The sequence below is a fragment of the Myxococcus qinghaiensis genome (genome assembly GCF_024198215.1).
GTDB lineage: Bacteria > Myxococcota > Myxococcia > Myxococcales > Myxococcaceae > Myxococcus > Myxococcus qinghaiensis.
Genome location: NZ_JAKCFA010000008.1, coordinates 51956 through 70195, shown reverse-complemented (window position 1 = coordinate 70195; position 18240 = coordinate 51956). Strand labels below are relative to the sequence as shown.

The 18240-nt window shown below is 69.6% G+C and carries 16 protein-coding genes; 7 read left to right on the top strand and 9 right to left on the bottom strand.

Annotated features, from left to right (window positions below):
• Nucleotides 1–36 precede the first annotated feature (36 nt).
• On the bottom strand, nt 37–477 hold the full coding sequence (locus LZ199_RS16325) for a serine O-acetyltransferase (RefSeq protein ID WP_253994623.1): 441 nt from the start codon (nt 475–477) through the stop codon (nt 37–39).
• A 289-nt stretch (nt 478–766) separates the two neighbouring features.
• Entirely contained in the window at nt 767–1567 is an 801-nt protein-coding gene (locus LZ199_RS16320; protein WP_253994622.1) for a hypothetical protein, read from the bottom strand.
• Between the two features lie 158 nt (nt 1568–1725).
• Here LZ199_RS16320 and LZ199_RS16315 point away from each other — a divergent pair, with 158 nt between their 5' ends.
• Together LZ199_RS16315 and LZ199_RS16310 are read left to right on the top strand one after the other, a co-directional pair.
• Complete coding sequence (locus tag LZ199_RS16315; RefSeq protein WP_253994621.1) at nt 1726–2475, top strand: HEAT repeat domain-containing protein; 750 nt, start codon at nt 1726–1728, stop codon at nt 2473–2475.
• Nucleotides 2472–3212: a sensor histidine kinase gene (locus tag LZ199_RS16310; protein WP_253994620.1), complete on the top strand. Its 741-nt coding sequence runs from the start codon at nt 2472–2474 to the stop codon at nt 3210–3212. The genes LZ199_RS16315 and LZ199_RS16310 overlap by 4 nt, the downstream gene beginning before the upstream one ends.
• A 21-nt stretch (nt 3213–3233) precedes the next feature.
• Here LZ199_RS16310 and LZ199_RS16305 read toward each other — a convergent pair whose 3' ends face one another.
• The 7 genes from LZ199_RS16305 to trmB form a co-directional block, all read right to left on the bottom strand.
• Entirely contained in the window at nt 3234–3983 is a 750-nt protein-coding gene (locus LZ199_RS16305; protein ID WP_253994619.1) for a Uma2 family endonuclease, read from the bottom strand.
• A 292-nt stretch (nt 3984–4275) separates the two neighbouring features.
• Complete coding sequence (locus LZ199_RS16300) at nt 4276–7221, bottom strand: helicase C-terminal domain-containing protein (RefSeq protein WP_253994618.1); 2946 nt, start codon at nt 7219–7221, stop codon at nt 4276–4278.
• A 56-nt stretch (nt 7222–7277) separates the two neighbouring features.
• On the bottom strand, nt 7278–7700 hold the full coding sequence (locus LZ199_RS16295; RefSeq protein WP_253994617.1) for a cupredoxin domain-containing protein: 423 nt from the start codon (nt 7698–7700) through the stop codon (nt 7278–7280).
• Nucleotides 7701–7764: 64 nt separating this feature from the next.
• Entirely contained in the window at nt 7765–8628 is an 864-nt protein-coding gene (locus LZ199_RS16290) for a hypothetical protein (RefSeq protein WP_253994936.1), read from the bottom strand.
• A gap of 382 nt (nt 8629–9010) precedes the next feature.
• Complete coding sequence (locus LZ199_RS16280; RefSeq protein WP_163865394.1) at nt 9011–9427, bottom strand: hypothetical protein; 417 nt, start codon at nt 9425–9427, stop codon at nt 9011–9013.
• Nucleotides 9428–9482: 55 nt separating this feature from the next.
• A complete protein-coding gene (locus LZ199_RS16275) occupies nt 9483–10526 on the bottom strand; it encodes a diguanylate cyclase (RefSeq protein WP_253994616.1) in 1044 nt (347 codons plus the stop codon).
• Between the two features lie 108 nt (nt 10527–10634).
• Nucleotides 10635–11255, bottom strand: a complete 621-nt coding sequence (trmB, locus tag LZ199_RS16270; RefSeq protein ID WP_253994615.1) for a tRNA (guanine(46)-N(7))-methyltransferase TrmB — start codon at nt 11253–11255, stop codon at nt 10635–10637.
• Between the two features lie 66 nt (nt 11256–11321).
• On the opposite strand from trmB, the gene LZ199_RS16265 reads away from it, so the two are divergent.
• The 5 genes from LZ199_RS16265 (at nt 11322) to LZ199_RS16245 (ending at nt 18233) form a co-directional block, all read left to right on the top strand.
• Complete coding sequence (locus LZ199_RS16265; RefSeq protein ID WP_253994614.1) at nt 11322–12251, top strand: bifunctional riboflavin kinase/FAD synthetase; 930 nt, start codon at nt 11322–11324, stop codon at nt 12249–12251.
• Between the two features lie 212 nt (nt 12252–12463).
• Nucleotides 12464–14164, top strand: a complete 1701-nt coding sequence (gene pilB / locus LZ199_RS16260; RefSeq protein WP_253994613.1) for a type IV-A pilus assembly ATPase PilB — start codon at nt 12464–12466, stop codon at nt 14162–14164.
• A gap of 39 nt (nt 14165–14203) precedes the next feature.
• The gene (locus LZ199_RS16255) at nt 14204–15316 is read left to right on the top strand and encodes a type IV pilus twitching motility protein PilT (RefSeq protein WP_253994612.1); all 1113 of its coding nucleotides are present in this window, start codon (nt 14204–14206) and stop codon (nt 15314–15316) included.
• A gap of 57 nt (nt 15317–15373) precedes the next feature.
• Nucleotides 15374–16627 carry a type II secretion system F family protein gene (locus LZ199_RS16250; protein WP_253994611.1) on the top strand — a complete coding sequence of 418 codons (1254 nt, stop codon included), beginning with the start codon at nt 15374–15376 and terminating at the stop codon, nt 16625–16627.
• A 64-nt stretch (nt 16628–16691) separates the two neighbouring features.
• Entirely contained in the window at nt 16692–18233 is a 1542-nt protein-coding gene (locus LZ199_RS16245) for a two-component system sensor histidine kinase NtrB (RefSeq protein ID WP_253994935.1), read from the top strand.
• The last annotated feature ends 7 nt before the right edge of the window (nt 18234–18240 follow it).

Genomic DNA, 18240 nt, shown 5'->3' with positions numbered 1-18240 from the left:
AACACGCCACCCGTGCCTTGGCGTGGGGTCCGCCCCTCAGTGTCCGTTCGCGGCCTTCTGCTTCACCACCCGGGCCGGGGCTCCCGCCACCACGGACATGGGGGGCACATCCGAGATGACCAGGGCGCCCGCGCCAATCACCGCGCCGTCTCCCACCGTCACCGGGCCGATGATCTGCGCGCCCACGCCCACATAGACGTTGCGACCGATGCGGGGCACTCCCGTCTCTCCGAGCCGGGGCTCCACGCTGACGTTCTGGGACAGGAAGCTGCCCTCGCCCACCTCCACGCCCGGCGCCACCACCACGCCCACGCCGCCGTAGCCCAGGCCCACGGTGGAGTGCAGCCGCGCGTCGATGTCCACGTGGCAGTGCAGGAGCCGGTCACCCACGGCGGCCACCATGCTCGGAAGCACGGGCACACCCAGGCTCTTCAGCCGCCTCGCGGCCCGGTAGAAGGTCAGCGCCGTCGGGCCCATGCCCCACCCCGCGCCACCCCCCGGATGCCAGATGGCCCCTCGGCCTGGAGGCGGTCCAAGCCCACGCTCGTCATCCCGGGAAGGGAAGCGGGGGGATTGAGGCAAGCCGTCCAGGGTGAAGGGCGCGTCGTGGCCATTGCTCCGCGCCAATCTAGGGGACCTCCTGGCCCGGGCCAGCCGCTCGGTCGCATGGCCTGGAAGACCGTCCTCCAGCGAACCCTGCTGGTTCCGCGATGACCCTGGAGTGCCACCGAGCGGACAGTCGCCTCGGTGGCTCACGGCGGGCGTTTCAGGAGGCCGCTTCCTCGCGCAGGCGCTTCAGGGCCTCCTCGACGTACTGGACGCCCTTGGGCGTGATGGCCTTCCCCTTCTTGGTGTCCTGGGCGTAGCCGGCGTGCAGGCGCAGGGCCTTCGCCGCGTTGGGGGCGGCGTAGGTGACGCCCAGCTCGCCCCAGAAGCGGGACGTCGTTCCGGACGTCACTTCCATGTCCAGCGCCACCGCTCGGGCCAGGTAGAGCGGAATCAGCGAGCGCACCAGCTGATCCTTCAGTTTGCCCGCCGAGCGCAGCTCCTCGTGGCGGGGGTGGGAGCGGAGCGCTTCCATCAGCTGATTCACCGCCTGTCCCGTGTCCGCGGAGGACGCGGCCTGGGGCGCGGGGGCGGCCTCGCCCTTCTTCTTCGCTCGGGCCTTGCTCCGGGCCGGGCTCTTGCCCGACTTCGTGCTGGAGGCCTTGGTGGCGGGCTTCGCGGACTTCACGCCCCGGGTCTTCTTCGCCGCCTTCTGGGCGCGCGGCGCCGGTGGGTCGGCGGCGACGGTTTCGGCGACGGGGGAGCCCTCCGCTTCGGCGATGGGGCGAGGGCGCGGTGTGCGCTCCACGCGGGTGGGCTCTGGCGCGCTGGGGGGCGCGACGGCCACGGGGGCAGGGGACGGCGACTCCCGCCGCTCCACCTGACGGGGGGAGGGATGGGCGACACCGTTGTGGGAAGGGGCCTGCGGGCGCGCATAGCCCAGGCGCGAACGCACCTCTTCCACCACGCCGCTCAACCCCACTTGCTGCAGCAGACCTTCCAACCGGGAAGCGAATGACACCGGGCATGCCCTCCTGGACGTGCGCACGTTACCCCAGGATGGCCACATGTCGGATCCACCCCGCCTACGCAAGCAGGGGAGGTGGGTGCGCGTGGACCGGGCCTCCTGCAACTGTTCGTCAGCGGGCAGACGGCGCTACACTCTCCGTCGTCCCTGCCATGCGGCTGCCTGCCCTCCTCCTCCTCGTGTTGCTTGTCGCTCCCGGTGTGGCCCTCGCCCAGGGGGACACCCGGCTTGCGTTCCTCGGGCGCCAGCTCACGCAGGGAAAGGATCCGCGCTCCCGCTCCCAGGCGGCCCTGGTGCTGGGGGCCACCGAGGATCCGGAGGCCGTGACGCCGTTGTGCGGCGCCCTGAAGGACCCGAGCGAGCTGGTGCGCGCGGCCGTCGCCAAGTCCCTGGCGAAGCTTCAGGAGTCCTCCGCGCTGCCCTGCCTGGAGGCCCATAAGACGGAGGCGGACGCGACGGTGCAGGCGGCCGTGCGCGAGGCGGTGAGCGCGTTGAAGGAGTACCAGGCGCGACCGCCGCGCTTCTACGTCTCGCTGGAGGGGATGAAGGACCTGACGCGCTCGCTGCCGGCGGAGCTGGTGAAGTCCACCGAGGCGCGGCTGCGCTCGCGGCTGATTCGCCGGGGGGCGCTCCTGGCGCCGGCCAAGGAGTCCAAGGCCGCGGCGAAGGGCGCGTTGAAGAAGCTGGGAGTGCATGGCTACCGCATCACCCCGGAGGTCCATGCGATGGAGGGGGGCGGGTTGCGGGTGGCTATCGTCTGCCTGAGCTACCCGGACCTGTCCCTGCTGGGGCAGGTGGACGTGAAGGCCGGGGGCGCGCAGCCCGCGGACCTCCTCAAGGCGCTGGTGCCGCGCGCGGTGGAGGAAGCAGCGGAAACCTTCGAGTGGAGCAACGAGACATGACGACGAGCACGACGGCGCATGCGGCGGCCCCGAAGCGGCGCTGGCGTAACTTCCTCCTGGATACGAGCTTCCAGCTCAAGCTGACCGCGTACATGGTCGGAGTGACGCTGGTGCTGTCGGCCCTGCTGGGCGTGTTCCTGGTGCGCTCCGCCTGGGCGCTGATGCGGGAGACGGCGACGGCGGTGGAGGCCCGCTCCAAGGCCGCCGAGGTCAGCCGCGAGCTGTCCGGCGCCACCCTGTCCAACGAGCTGTTGGCGCGGATGGACGACCCGACTTTCGAGGCCACCTTCCGGGAGAAGGCGCAAGGCATCGACGCGGCCTACGAGGCTGAGCGGGCCGCCATCGTCGCGCAGCGGGCGGAGCTGGAGTGGCGTCAGCGCGCGACGTGGTGGGTGCTGGGTGCCTTCCTGGTGGGCTTCATCGCCGTGGTGGCGCTGGCCACCATCGTCGTGACGCATCGGTTGGCCGGGCCGCTCCTGCGCATCCGGCGCATGGTGGGCGATGTGCTCGACGGCAAGCTGCGCCCGCCGCAGTACGGTCTGCGCGACGGCGACGAGCTGAGGGACTTGTTCGACGCGACGCGGAGCATGATGCAGAAGCTGCGGGACCAGAGCGAGGAGGATGCTCGGGTGCTGGCGAAGGCGCTGGAGACGGCGGAGCGCTCCGGCGTGCCGGGAGAGTCGCTCGACGAGCTGCGCGCGCTGGAGTCCCGCTTCCGCGCGCGTCTGGAGGCCTGAGTCTCGCGCCGCCGTCCCCGGTCAGTGCTTCCGGGGACGGAGCTTGCGGAGCTCGGCTTTCATCTTCGCCATTTGTTGTTCGGCGTCCTTGAGAGCCAGTTCCAGTTTGCGCCGCAGCCGGGCCTCTGCTTGCCGACGTCGACGGGCCTCCGCTTGGCGGCGCAGCCGGGCCTTCTCCATCCGGGCCTTGAGCTGGTCAATCATCTCCGTGGACTCGAGCAGCAGCGTCTCTCCGGTCCAGACGAACATCTTGTCGCCACGGACCTCGAACTCGAGCCCCAACACCTTCGAGGTGAACCGTCCCTGCTTCGGCTTGAGGGGAACGTAGGTCCTGGCCTTGGCGGACTTCAGCCGGAACCCCTCCAGGCGCTCCCGGCCCGCGTCGTAGATGAAGTACTCGCGGATGCCGAGCCGCGCGTTCCGCTCCACGTTGACCACGGCGTCCTTCTTCCGATTGCCGCCCGAGTGGACCTCCATCACCCAGTCCAGGCCCTTGCCCTCGTGGCTCACCAGCCACTTCTCGCGAGGATGTGGCTCGACGTCGAACACCACCAGCAGGTCCGGCGCGAAGCGGCGCTCCCCGGGGTAATACACAGGCAGCTCCGAGCCGACGTAGGCCTTGCGCCGCCGATGACGGAAGTGATGCCTGAGCACATCGAGCACCCGGTACTTCGCGTCTTGATGCAAATCCCCCTCGGGCGGCGACATCTCCCGGTACGTCACCTCCGCTGGCAGTGTCTCCACCACCTGCGCCCTCTCCTCGGGCCCCATCGCGTCCCACTCCGCCTGGGTGGGAGCCCGAGGGAAGGCGTCACCACGAACTCTGTCCGCGTGCCGTCCCATGCGCCGAAAGCGTGGGGTTGGCAGCCTCGCGCGTCAATGCCCGAGGTGGATGAGCAAGGCGCGCGCCACGCACTTCCGCAGGTGTCACGAAGCAGGAATCAAGCAATGCGCGTGAACCATGTCCCAGGCCGCACGCGTCGCGAAGCAGCAAGCGAGCAATGCGCGCGAACCGTGTCCCAGGACTCCACGAAGGAGTCCACGGGAGCGGACTTGTGAAGCCTCACGGGGGGGAGGCCACGTCCACGGTGAGCCCCGTCTGCTTGAGCACCGCGTGGATGCGCAGGCGCGCCTGGGCCCACGGGAGCGCCTCCACGCGATAGCCTTCGAGCGCTTCCATGAGGTGCGCGCGGTAGCTCGGATGGCCCGGGTCCGCGACGATGACGACGCCCCGGTCCGTGGTGGAGCGGATGAGTCGGCCCACGCCCTGGCGAAGGAGCAGCAACGCGCGTGGCAGTCGGTACTGGAGGAAGCCCTGGTACTCGCCACCGGAGCGGGACAGCGGCTCTTCACGCGCGGCCACCAGCGGACGCAGCGCGGGCTCCAGCGGAAGCTTGTCGATGAAGACGCAGCCCACGCCGCGCCCGGGGATGTCCACGCCCTGCCAGAAGCTCTTCGTGCCCAGCAGCACCGTGCCCGTGTCGCGCTCCTGTCGAGCCGCCAGTGAGCGGCTGTGTCCACGCGATTGCCGCAGCACTTCGATGCCCAAGGGCTCCAGCCGAGTCCGGGCCTCCGCGCCCACGCGCTCCATGCGCCGCGTGGAGGCGAACAGGCCCAGGAGCCGTCCACCCATCGTCTGCGCAAGGCCCGAAATCCGCGTCGAGGCCCAGTCGATGAAGGCCTCCTCGTGCGCGCGCGGCGCATCGGTGACAAGCACCACCAGCGCCTGCTCATGGAGCTGGAAGGGGGAGGGTGCGCGCAGCAGTCGGGGCGCGGGCCGGTCACCGCGTCCATCCAGCCCCAAGCGCTTCAGAACGAAGGGAGTCCCCGAGCCCTGGCTCGTGGGCCCCAGCGTGGCGGAGGTCAGCACCAGCGCGCGCTTGTTCGCCGCGAAGTCGCGCGACACATGGAAGGACACATCCACCGGCTGCGCGCCCACGCTCCAGCGCTGCCGCCGAGGCTCGGCCGTCGCGGAGTAGCACCGCCCCGCCGCTGCTTCGCCCGAGAGCTCCTGCGCCAGCGTCGCCAACTCGCCCAGCTCCGTGGTGGCGCCGGACAGCTCGCGCTCCAGCGCGGGCATCCTCGCGGCGAGCTCCGGCAGCGCCTCCAGCACCCGCACCGCGAGCAGCGTGTGCAGCGCCTGCAGCGCGCCGCGCGCCAGCTCCAGGCCGTCGCGCACCGGCTCCCACGTCGGCAGCGCGCGCACCGCCTCCGTCACACGCAGCTCCGGGGCATAAGCGCCCTCGTCAGGGTCCTCGCCCGCGGTGGTGGCCGAGGGCTCACACAGCTCCGTCACCCGGGCGCCCAAGTCCCGCGCCTCGTCCATCAGCCGGCGCAGCGCGTCCTCCACCTGACCCATCAGCGCGCGCGATTCCTCGCGACGCGACGCGGACAAGGCTCGACGCAGCTCCGCGAAGAGGCCGTGGCGTCCATCGCGTCCGTGCAGTCGCTCGGTGAGCCGCTGGAAGGCGAGGTCCGACAGCTCCACGGTGAGGGCCGTGGTGGCCACGTCCTCCACCTCGTGCGCCTCGTCGAGGACCAGGTGCTCCAGCTTCGGGTAGCGCGCGGGCCACGCGAAGGCGAGGGACTGGTTGATGACCAGCACGTCCGCCTCACGCGCCTGGGCCACCGCCGAGTGGTAGAAGCAGCGGTGGTAGTGCGGGCACTTCTCGCCGAGCGTCGTCGCGGCCTCGGAGCGCACCGCGGGCGTCAGGCCGAGCAGCACGGGGAAGCGCTCGCGGAACCAGTGGCTCAGCCGGTCCAGGTCTCCGTCCACGCTGCGGCGCAGGTACGCGCGCAGGTATGCGCGAGGCGCACGCGCGGAGTGCCCCATGCCTGGCTCCACGCGCGTGGCCTCCAGCGCGCGACGTCGGCACAGGTAGTTCGACTGTCCCTTGAGCAGCGCGTAGCCGAAGGTGCCGCCCATCGCCTTGTGGAGCCGGGGCAGGTCCTTCTCCAGCAACTGGTCCTGGAGCGTCTTCGTGTGCGGAGCCACGCCCACCTTGCGCCCGTTGCGTGCGGCGAAGAGGGCCGCGGGCGCCAGGTACGCGAGCGACTTGCCCGTCCCCGTACCGGCCTCCACCGCCACCTGCTCGCCGTCCGACAGCGCGCGCGCCACCGCCTGCGCCATGTCGAGCTGCGCGGCCCGACTCCTGAATCCTTCCTCCATCCGCTCCAGCGCTCCGCCCACCCCCAGCACCGCCGTCACTTCCTCGGCCCGCACCGGAAGCACCGGAGCCTCGGCCTCCGGCTCGGGGAGCGACGGGACACCCGCCGCGCGACGTCGCTCCGGCTTCCCACGCAGGAACCCTTGAGTCTCCAGGGCCAGCGGCGCGGGAGCGGCACGACAGGCCTCGCTCAGTCGCGACAGCAGCTCCAGCAGCGGCCACTCCTCGTAGTCGAACGCGCCGCCGTCCGTCTCCGGAGGTCCCAGCCGGCGCGCGGCCCGAGGGTCCAACGTGGCCAGCAGGTCCGAGACGTCCTCGCCCCGGCCCTCGCGCACGAAGCGGTCCATCGTCTGTACGAGCACGGCGTGCACCGCCTCGCAGTCGGACAGCGCGCGGTGCGGCTGGCGGATGCCCAGCCCGGCCCAGCGCAGCAGCGACTCCAGCGAGTGGCTGGTCAGCTCCGGGTGCAGGTAGTGCATCAACTCGCACGAGTCGAGCACCGGAGCGCGGATGGGGCCCAGCAGGTCCGGCAGGAAGCCCTTCTCGAAGGGCGCGTTGTGCGCCACCACCGTCCAGCCCGTGAGCCGACTTCGCAGCTCCTCGATGTCAGTGCCGAAGCGAGGCCGGCCCGCGAGGTCCGCGTCCGTCAGGCCCGTGAGCCGTCGGATGGTGAGAGGCAGGGGCCGCGACGCCGAGTAGAGCCGCGCGAAGCGGTCCACCTCGCGTCCGTTCTCGAAGAAGAGACACCCCAGCTCGATGATTTCGTCGGCACGTGGATCCAACCCCGTGGTTTCGAGGTCGAGGAAGACATGCCGCGTGAAAAGCTCCGCCGCGCCGCCCATGCAGGGCCGGGAGACTAACGCTTCCCCGCGCGCTGCCCAGATTTCGGCCTACGTCTTCAGTCCACCAGGAAAACGCCGGAAATCATCTTCCCCATGGCACACCCGTAGACGAGTTTTCCTGACTCCTTGGGTGTGAAGGAGATGTCCACCGGCTGGTTGAGCGGCAGGGGCGTGTTGATGTCGTAGCCGTCCATCACCACTTCGGTGGCGCACGTCTGGTCCGTCTTGCGCGTCACCACCAGCTTCACCGGCTCGCCCTTCTTCAGCGTCACGGGGCTGGGCTCGTAGCCCTTCTCCGTCACCGTCAGCTCCACCACGCGCACGCCGTTCTCCCGCTTCTCGGGCACGGTGGGCGCGGCGGGCGTCCCGGCCGCGGCGGGCGCGTCCTTGGTGCACCCCTGCTGCGTGGCGCCCACCATGGCGGCCGTCGCGGCCAGCGCGAGCCAGGGCTTGATGATGCGGGAGAAGAAGGGGCGCATGGCGGGCCTCGAGCGAACGAAGGACTGGCGAAGGTGAAGGGGCGGCGCCCCCGACGTCGGGCCCTCAGGCCTCGTCGGCGGGAGCGCTCGCGGTGAGCGGCTCGAACTTGAGCAGGGCGTGGAGCGGGACGAAGACCTCGTGGCCCGGCTCCCCCAGCAGCAGGTCGAACCGGCCCACGTGCATCAGCGGAAGCTGGAGGGTGATGCCGTTGCGCAGCACCAGCTTCACCGTGTCGCCCAGGTGGTCCAGGAAGGCGCGCGGGTCCGAGTACGGACGCTTGTCCGGCTGACGCGCCACCGTGGAGGGCTTCTGCGTCAGCTTGGCATCGCGCTCCAGGCCAGGCAGGAGTCGCTCCCACTCGGCGCGACGCGCCAGCAGCACCACCTGCAGCTTCTCCAGCCGCCCGGTGCGCTCCAGCGTGAAGGCGATGGGCTCTTCCGCGACGAGCGTGTCCAGCAGCGAGCGCTCCGCCAGGACGACGGACACCTCCACCTTGCCGGAGATGAGCCCGCCGAGCAGCTCCGCCACCACGGCGTTGTCCACCTCGCCGCGCGCCTGCTTGATGGCCGCCTTGCGCTGGGTGCGCTCCTTGCGCGCCATGAACTCCGCCACCGTCATGCCGCTCTGGAGCACGCCGAAGGCATCCCCCAGCGACAGGTTCGGTGTCTGGCCCATCAGCTCGTAGACCTGGTCGAAGCGCTTCGCCTCCTCGGCGTGCAGCTTGCGCCAGATGCGCGCCTTCATCTTCCCTTCCAGCTCACCCTTGGCGATGCGCGCGGGCACATGCTCGCGCTGCGCCAGCGCGAGGATCTGCTCGGGCGTGGGCGGAGGCCGCGGCGTGGAGGAGCGGAAGCCTCCGGGCCGGCCACCGAAGCCTCCCGGACGGGCACCAGGTCCACCGGGGCCTCCGGGCGCTCGCGGTGCCATCGGACGGGCGCCAGGCGTCACCCCCGCCGGACGCGGCGAGGGGGCGGGGGCCACGCCGGCGGGCCTGGGAGCGGGCGGGGGAGCCGTGGTGGCTGCCGGCGCTGTCGCCGTGGGGGCGGCGGGACGGGGCGTGGGATTCACTCCCGCGGGCCGAGGGGCCGGCGGGGTGGAGGGCGCCATGCCGGCGGCAGGCCGGGGCGTGGGCGTGGGGCGCGGCGTGGGCGCCGGAGGGGCGGATTCCGAGGGGGACGGAGTCTGGGCGGCGCTGCCGGGCGTCGAGGCCGGCCGCCGGATGACTTCGACCGCGGGAACCACCCGCCGTGTCTTCCGATCGTTCACAGTCGTACGTTACCTGATGCGAGGAGCCCGGGCATGCCCGGCTTCACGGCTGGAGGGAGGCTGAGAGGTCCACTTTCCACCCAGACGGCTCACGGACCATCCGGACCTCGTGGGTGCTGCCTGACGAGCGAACGAGCACGGTCGCCTCGTCGTTCGCCTCCCGGACCAGGGAGACCTCCGTAACATCCGGAGGAGGGGGGACATTCGCGAAGAAGAGGCCCAGGGGCTCGGGTTTCACCGCGCCCCCGGAGGCGTCAGCCACCGCCTGGGCCCGCTTCGTCAGGGCCGTCTGGGTGGGCTGGGACAAGGCGCCCCAGGCCGCGCGGAACTCACCGCGCTTCACCAGCCGGTGGAAGGACGTATACGCATCTTGCGGTGTGCCGAAGCGGGGCTGGTTGCAGCCGGCCACGCCCACCAGGAGCAGGGCCAGCAACCAGGGCATCGTCGCGGTCAGGCGCATGGAGGTGGGGTTTAGGTCAAAGCGGCGCCGGGGGAAAGCCTTGGGTGCGTCCACCTCACGGAACGTGTTGCTGGACACGGTTTCGCCCCGCTCCCTTGGCTGCGTACAGCCCCGCGTCCGCCGCGCGCAGCAGCGCCTCCGAGCTCTCCAGGTCCGCCGAGGGCACCGTGGCCACGCCCAGCGACGCCGTCAGGCGCACCTCCTGCCGCTTCCCGTCCACACCCACGTGCTCCACCCGCAGCCCGGCGATGGCCTCGCGCACGCGCTCGCACACCTTGAGCGCGTCCGCCGTCCCCGTCTCCGGCAACAGGGCAATGAACTCCTCTCCGCCATAGCGCGCCAGTACGTCCACCTCGCGCAGCCGCGAGCGCGTCGTCTGCGCCACCGCCTTGAGCACCTGGTCCCCGAAGGGGTGGCCGAAGGTGTCGTTGATGCGCTTGAAGTGGTCGATGTCCAGCATCACCAGCGACAAGGGCGACTGGTAGCGCCGCGAGCGCGCGAACTCGTCGCTCAGCCGCTCCTCGAAGCAGCGCCGGTTGAACAGGCCCGTGAGCGCGTCCGTGCGGCTCAAGGCGAGCAGCTCCTCGCGTCGCCGCGCCAGCTCCTTGTTGGCCTTGTCCAGCTCCCGGTTCTTCTCCACCAGCGCGTCCTGGAGCGCCTTGAGCCGCAGCATCGACTTCACCCGCGCCGACAGCTCCAGCATGTCGAAGGGCTTCACCAGGTAGTCGTCCGCCCCCAGCTCCAGCCCCTCCACCTTCCCCGCCGCCTGCCGCGCCGTCATCAGAATCACCGGGATGAAGCCGAAGCCCTCCTCCCCGGAGTTCGCCTTGATGATGCGGCACACCTCCACGCCGCCCAGCCCCGGCATCTCCACGTCCATCAGGATGAGGTCCGGCCTCGCCTCGCGGATGGCCGACAGCGCCTGCGTCCCGTCATGGGCTTCCTTGAAGACGTACCCTCGCGGCGCCAGCCCCTCGCGCACGTGCGCCACGTGCGCCGGGTCATCGTCGACGATGAGCACCGTCCGGCCGCTCAGCTCGCCGCCCGACCCCGTCCGCCGGGCTACCTCCGGCGTCCTCTTCCAATCACCCTCCGCCATGCGGTTGCGCCCCCAGTGCAATCATCCCGCTCTGCCAGAATGCCTTTGATTGTCTCCTGACGACTCCAGGAAGCCAAGGGGTAGGGCAAGTCCCCGTCTTCTGGAGGCTCAGCCGGGTTTGACGAGCCGGGCCCGGTACACCGGCTCCCCGGAGGCCAGGTACCGCCGCTCCCGCGTCGAGGGCACCTCCTCCGGGTCATAGGGATGGAAAACGCCGGAACCCAGGGGGTTGTGGAAACCCACGGATTCCAGGATGGAGAGCATATTGTGGGCGCGGTCCTCGACGTCGGTGCGCATGTCGAAGCGGCCGCCGGGGGCGAGCTTGGCCAGCAGGAGGGCGGCGAAGTCCGGCTGCACGACGGCGCGCTTGGCGTGGGCGCGCTTCCACCAGGGGTCCGGGAACTGGAGGTGGATGGCGGAGAGCGAGCCGTCCGCGAAGATGCGGGGGACGGCGAAGCGGGCGTCGGACTCGACGACGCGCAGGTTCTTCATCCCGGCCTTCTGGGCGCGCTCCTGGGTGTCGCGCGCGTACTTCTTGCGCCACTCGAAGGCGACGAAGCGGACGGTGGGGTTGCGGCGGCAGTACTCCAGCGCGTGGCCGCCGGCGCCGGAGCCGATTTCGAGCTCCAGGGGGCCCGGGAAGCCGAACTCGGCGTCCCAGTCCGGAGGGGTCTCCTGGGCGATGAGGTGGAGGCCGACGGGGTCTGGCAGCAAGCGGGGGCGTGGCATGAGGAGGGCGCTCCAAGCACGGGCGAGCGGGGTCTGGCCAGGGAAAAACACTGGTATAGGGGGGACATGAAGGTCTTCCAGTCAGTGGCGGAGGCGGGCCGGGCGCTGATCGGCCGGGCGCTCGCCCTGGGCAACTTCGACGGGGTGCACGTGGGCCACCAGGCCCTCTTCGCGGAGGCGCGCAGGCACGCTTCCCCCGCGGCGTTCACCTTCAATCCCCACCCGGGCAAGGTGCTCCAGCCGGACCTGGCGCCCAAGCTGATTACCCTGTTGCCCCGCCGCCTGGAGCTGCTCGCGGACCTGGGGCTGGAGGCCACGGTGGTGCAGGCCTTCTCACGCGACTACGCGCGCACGGGGCCCGCGGACTTCGAGGCCACGCTCTTCGACGCGCTCGGCGTGGCGCATGTGGTGGTGGGCAGCGACTTCACCTACGGCGCGGCGCGCGCGGGCACCGTGGAGACGCTGCGCGAGGCGGCGGCCCGGCGGGGCGCCCGCGTCCACGTGGTGACGCCCGTCACGGTGGACGGCGTGGTGGCCTCGTCCTCGAGGGTGCGCGAGTACATCCTGGAGGGCCGGGTGTCCGCCGCGTGCCGGCTGCTCGGCCGCCCGTTCGATTTGGACGGCATGGTGGTGGCGGGCGCGGGGCGGGGGAGGACCATCGGCTTTCCCACCGCCAACGTGGACACCCAGAACGAGCTGCGGCCCGCGCCGGGCGTCTATGCCATCCGCGTGCGCTTCCTCGGCGGCGAGGGCGTGGGGACCTGGCACGGAGGGGCGGCCAACATCGGAATCAAGCCGACTTTCGGCGGCACCGAGGTCACCATCGAGGCGCACCTGCTGGACTTCGCTGGGGACATCTACGGGCGGGAGCTGCGCGTGCAGTTCCTGGAGCGCCTGCGCCCCGAGCAGCGCTTCGGCTCCGTGGCGGAGCTGACGGGGCAGATCAAACGCGACGTGGAGGCCGCTCGCACGGTGATTGCGCGGGCCGGGGAATGACGCACGCATTTTTCCCGTGATTGTTCAACGGGTTGGCGAGTCGGGGGCCCCCAGAGGGCGCCTTGACGGATGTGCGCGGCTCCCCTCTAATTCGCTGTCAGGAACCGTGCCAAAGGTGCTGTGGGGCCCCGAGGCAACGCCCCTGTCTCCCAAGAGCGAGGCGGGCCCCCGCCCGTCTCATCCTTCTGTGCCACCAGGAAGAGGCTTCACGAATGTCCGGTCGATTGGGTGAACTGCTGGTCCGCGAGAATCTCATCTCCGTCCAGCAGCTGCGCAAGGCCCAGGAAGAACAGCAGAAGAGCGGCACGCGCATCGGCACCGCGCTCATCAAGACGGGCGCCATCGAGGAGTCGAAGCTCACCGACTTCCTCTCCAAGCAGTACGGCGTGCCGGCCATCAACCTGAAGGACTTCGACGTCGACCCGGACATCATCAAGCTGGTGCCCAAGGAAGTGGCCGAGAAGCACCTGGTGATTCCCGTCAACCGCGCGGGCCCGTCGCTGATTGTCGCCATGTGCGACCCGTCCAACATCTTCGCGGTGGACGACCTGAAGTTCCTCACCGGCTACAACATCGAGACGGTGGTGGCGTCGGAGGTCTCCATCCGCGAGGCGATTGAGCGCTACTACGCGGAGAAGGGCCCCTCGATGGAGGAGATCGTCGGCGACGTCGGCGACGACATCGAGCTGGCGAAGGAGGAGACGGAGAACATCGACGAGATGGCGAAGGCCGCGGATGACGCGCCCGTCGTCAAGCTGGTGAACCTCATCCTCATGGACGCCATCAAGAAGCGCGCGTCCGATATCCACATCGAGCCGTACGAGAAGGACTTCCGGGTCCGCTTCCGGATTGACGGCGTGATGTACGAGGTGATGCGCCCGCCGATGAAGCTGCGCAACGCGATCACCTCCCGTCTGAAGATCATGGCCTCGCTGGACATCTCCGAGCGACGCCTGCCGCAGGACGGCCGCATCAAGATCAAGATTGGCGGCGGCAAGGAGATGGACTTCCGCGTGAGCGTGTGTCCCACGCTCTTCGGCGAGAAGGTCGTGATGCGTCTGCTCGACAAGAGCAACCTCCAGCTCGACATGACGAAGCTGGGCTTCGACGCGGAGCCGCTGGCCTGGTTCAAGGAGGCCATCGACCGGCCCTACGGCATGGTGCTGGTGACAGGCCCCACCGGCTCCGGCAAGACGACCACGCTGTACTCCGCGCTCTCCAGCCTCAACGACGTCGGCACCAACATCTGCACCGCCGAGGACCCGGTCGAATTCAACTTCGCCGGCATCAACCAGGTGCAGATGCATGAAGACATCGGCCTGAACTTCGCCGCGGGCCTGCGCTCGTTCCTCCGCCAGGACCCGGACATCATCATGATTGGTGAGATCCGCGACTTCGAGACGGCGGAAATCGGCGTCAAGGCCGCCCTCACCGGCCACCTGGTGCTCTCCACGCTGCACACCAACGACGCCCCAGGCACGGTGAGCCGTCTGCTCAACATGGGCATCGAGCCGTTCCTCGTGACGGCCTCGCTCAACCTCATCCTCGCCCAGCGTCTGGCGCGCCGCCTGTGCCCCGCCTGCAAGAAGCCTGCGGACAAGGTGGACGAGCAGGCCCTCATCGACGCCGGCATCCCCCCGGACAAGATGGGCACCTTCACGGTGTACGAGAAGGTCGGCTGCCGCGACTGCAATGACCGTGGCTACCGGGGCCGCGTGGCCATCTACGAGGTCATGCCCTTCTGGGACGGCCTCAAGGAGCTGGTCATCAACGGCGGGTCCGCTGCGGAGCTCAAGCAGGAGGCCATCCGGCTGGGCATGAGCAGCCTTCGCATGAGTGGTCTCAAGAAGGTGATGGACGGCCACACCACCCTGGAAGAAGTGGTCGGCAACACCGCGCCGGACCGTTTCTAGTCACCCCCTCCCCCAGCCTCACCGAAGGACACTCCCACCGTGGCCAACCTGCACCAGCTCCTCAAGGCGATGGTCGAGAAGGGCGCTTCCGACCTCCACGTCACCACCGGCTCGCCGCCGCAATTGCGCGTGGACGGCGAGCTCGTCCCCTTGAAGACGGCGCCGCTGACGCCCGTGGAGACCAAGCAGCTCTGCTACTCCATCCTCACGGACGCCCAGAAGCACAAGTTCGAGGAGGACAACGAGCTGGACCTGTCCTTCGGTGTGAAGGGCCTGTCGCGCTTTCGCGCCAACATCTTCATGCAGCGTGGCGCGGTGGCCGGCGCCTTCCGCACCATTCCCTTCAAGATTCTGACCTTCCAGGAGCTGGGCCTGCCGAACGTCGTGGCGGAGCTGGTGAAGAAGCCGCGCGGCCTCATCCTGGTGACGGGCCCCACGGGCTCGGGCAAGTCCACCACGCTGGCCTCGATGATCGACAAGATCAACACCGAGCGTCATGAGCACATCATGACCATCGAGGACCCCATCGAGTACCTGCACCCACACAAGAACTGCCTCGTCAATCAGCGCGAGGTGGGTGCGGACACGCGAAACTTCAAGACGGCCCTCAAGTACATCCTGCGCCAGGACCCGGACATCGTGCTGGTGGGCGAGTTGCGCGACCTGGAGACCATCGAGGCCGCGCTCACCATCGCCGAGACAGGCCACATCTGCTACGCGACGCTGCACACCAACAGCGCCGTGCAGACCATCAACCGCGTCCTGGACGTGTTCCCGCCGTACCAGCAGCCGCAGGTGCGCGCCCAGCTCTCCTTCGTGCTGGAGGGCGTGATGAGCCAGGCGCTGGTGGCCAAGGCGGGCGGTCCGGGCCGCATCCTTGCCCTGGAGGTCATGATTCCCAACCCCGCCATCCGGAACCTCATCCGTGAGGACAAGGTCCATCAGATCTACTCGTCCATGCAGGTCGGTCAGGCCAAGTACGGCATGCAGACCTTCAATCAGGCCCTGGCGGCGCTGCTCTTGCGCCGGCTCATCTCCCAGGACGAGGCCTTTGGTCGCTCCAGCGACCCGGAAGAGCTGCGCAACATCCTCGCCACGGGTGGGGTGCTCCCAGCGGGTCAGCGACCAGCCGGGGGAGCGGCGGGTCGTTAGTTCCTGGTTTTGAGATTCAGCGGTTAGACTCGCGCGGCGTTCGCGGAGGCCAAGCTCATGGCAGCAACTGCAGTCCAGAAGTCATCACCTTCCAAGAAGAACACCGCCCAGTTCCTCTGGGAGGCGAAGACCAAGAGCGGGGAGACGAAGAAGGGCGAGATGGAGGCCTTGGACAGCGAGGCCGTCAACGCCCGTCTGAAGTCCCTGGGCCTCAATCCCGTCAAGGTGCGCAAGAAGAGCGCCTTCGACGGCGAAATCACCATCCCGGGCATGGGTGGGGTCACCGGCAAGGACATCCTCGTCTTCACGCGCCAGTTCGCGACGATGATCGACGCAGGCCTCCCCCTGGTGCAGTGCTTGGACATCCTCGCCAACCAGATGGACAACCCCACCTTCAAGAAGGTGGTGCTGGCCATCAAGAGCAAGGTGGAGCAGGGCAGCACCTTCGCGGATGCGCTCAAGGAGCACCCCAAGGTCTTCGACGAGCTCTACATCCAGCTCTGCGCGGCCGGTGAGGTCGGCGGTATCCTCGACACCATCCTCAACCGTCTGGCGGCCTACCGCGAGAAGGCGGAGAAGCTCAAGCGCAAGGTCAAGGGCGCGATGACCTACCCGGCCATCGTCATCCTGGTCGCCATCGGCGTGACGGCGCTGCTGCTGCTCAAGGTGACGCCCGTGTTCGCGGCGATGTTCGCCGACTTCGGCTCGGCGCTGCCGGCGCCCACCCAGTTCGTCGTGGACCTGTCCGCCTGGGCGGAGGCGTACTGGCTGCACGTCATCAGCATCATCACCGCGGTCGTCGTCTCCTTCACCTGGAGCTACCGGCAGCCCCGGGGCCGCAAGTTCTGGGACAAGGTCTTCCTGAAGTTGCCGCTGTTCGGCCCGGTGCTCCGCAAGGTGGCCGTGGCGCGCTTCACGCGCACGCTGGGCACGATGATCTCCTCGGGTGTGCCCATCCTCGACGCGCTCGACGTGACGGCGAAGACGGCCGGCAATCGCACGGTGGAAGAGGCCATCTACTACGTGCGCAGCAAGATCTCCGAAGGCAAGAACATCGCCGGTCCGCTGCTGGAGACGAAGGTGTTCCCGTCCATGGTGGTGCAGATGATTGGCGTCGGTGAAGCGACGGGCGCCATGGACACGATGCTCAACAAGATCGCCGACTTCTACGACGACGAAGTGGACACGGCCGTCAGCTCGCTGACGGCGATGATTGAGCCGCTGTTGATGGTGTTCCTCGGCGGCGTGGTCGGTGGCTTCCTCATCGCCATGTACCTGCCCATCTTCTCCATTGCCGGTGCCATCAAGTAGCTTCTTCGCTGTCACTGGTGCGCGCGCGGACGAAGCCGAGAGGCTCCGCGCGCGCCTGGTCTGGCTGGTGTTGTTCCGGACGGTGGCGGCGAGCCTGTCGCTCGTCATCACCGTGGGTCGCCTGCTGCTCCAGCCCCTGGAGGAGCCGAGCCGGGCAGACTCCCTCTCGCTCGCCGTCATCGTCGCCGCGTACATCTCCACGGTGGTGGTGGGCATCCGGCTGCGGCGGGAGCAGGCGGGGCGGCTGGACGCGTGGGTACAGGTGCTGGGCGACGTCGCCATCGCCACGGGCCTGGTGTACCTGAGCGGGGGTTCCGACTCCCCGCTGACGTTCCTCTACAGCCTGGCCGTCATCGGCGCCGCGGTGGTGCTGGACTGGCGGGGCGCGCTCTGGGTGGCGGCGGCCGCGGCGGTGTGCTTCGCCGGGCTGGTGGTGATGCAGCGGCTGTCGGACGTCGCGCCCCTGGGGCCGCTGTTGCCCAGCCGGGGCTTCTTCGTGCTGGGCAGCAACCTGCTGGCGCTGGCGCTCATCGCCGTGCTGGCGGGCTACCTGTCCCGGCAGCTCTCCGCCACGGGTGGCGCGCTGTCCGCGCGCGAGGCGGACCTGCGCAGGCTTGGCGGGCTGCAGCAGCAGATTCTCTCCTCGATGCCGTCGGGGCTCATCACCTGTGACAGCCAGAAGCGCGTCACGTACGTGAACGCCGCCGCGCGCGGCATCCTGCAACTGGAGGACGAGGTCGGCGCGGGACAGCCGCTGGAGTCGCTGCTCCCCGGCGTGTCGGGGCTGGCGCCGCGCTCGTCGCGAGGCGAGCTGGTGGTGGGCACGGATGGAGGCCGGCGGCGCCTCATCCTCGGGTTGTCGGTGACGCCGCTGGAGGGCGAGCAGGGGGCGCTGCTCATCGTCTTCCAGGATTTGACGGAGCTGCGGCGGATGGAGGAGGACCTGGAGCGCTCGGACCGGCTGGCGAGCCTGGGGGCCCTCTCCGCGCAGCTGGCGCACGAGCTGCGCAACCCGCTGGCGGCGATGCGGGGCTCCGCGCAGCTGCTGGCGCAGGAGTGCTCGCGGGATGTGATGGTGGTGAAGCTCACCAACATCCTGGTGCGCGAGTCGGACCGGCTGGCGCGGCTGGTGGAGGACTTCCTGCGCTTCGCGAGGCCGCCGGAGCCGGTGCGCCGCGAGGTGCTGCTGGACGCGCTGTTGGCGGAGACGGTGGACATGTTGAGGGCGGACCCCCTGGCGCGGGACGTTCGGGTGGAGGTGTCCGCGCAGGAGCGGCTGATGGCCGCGGTGGACCCGGACCAGGTGAGACAGGTGCTCATCAACCTGGTGCGCAACGGCTTCCAGGCGGCGGGGCCGAAGGGGGAGGTGAAGGTGGGGCTGGCGAGGAGCGAGAAGGAGGCGCAGATTCGCGTGTGGGACTCGGCGGGAAGCATCACCGAGGAGATGATGGGCCACCTGTTCGAGCCTTTCTTCACCACGCGGGACGGAGGCACGGGCCTGGGCTTGTCGACCGCGCACTCCATCGTCCGGGCACATGGCGGGTCCATCCGCGTGCGCTCGGACCCGGCCGAGGGAACGGAGTTCGTCGTGGGGTTGCCGCTGTGACGACCGC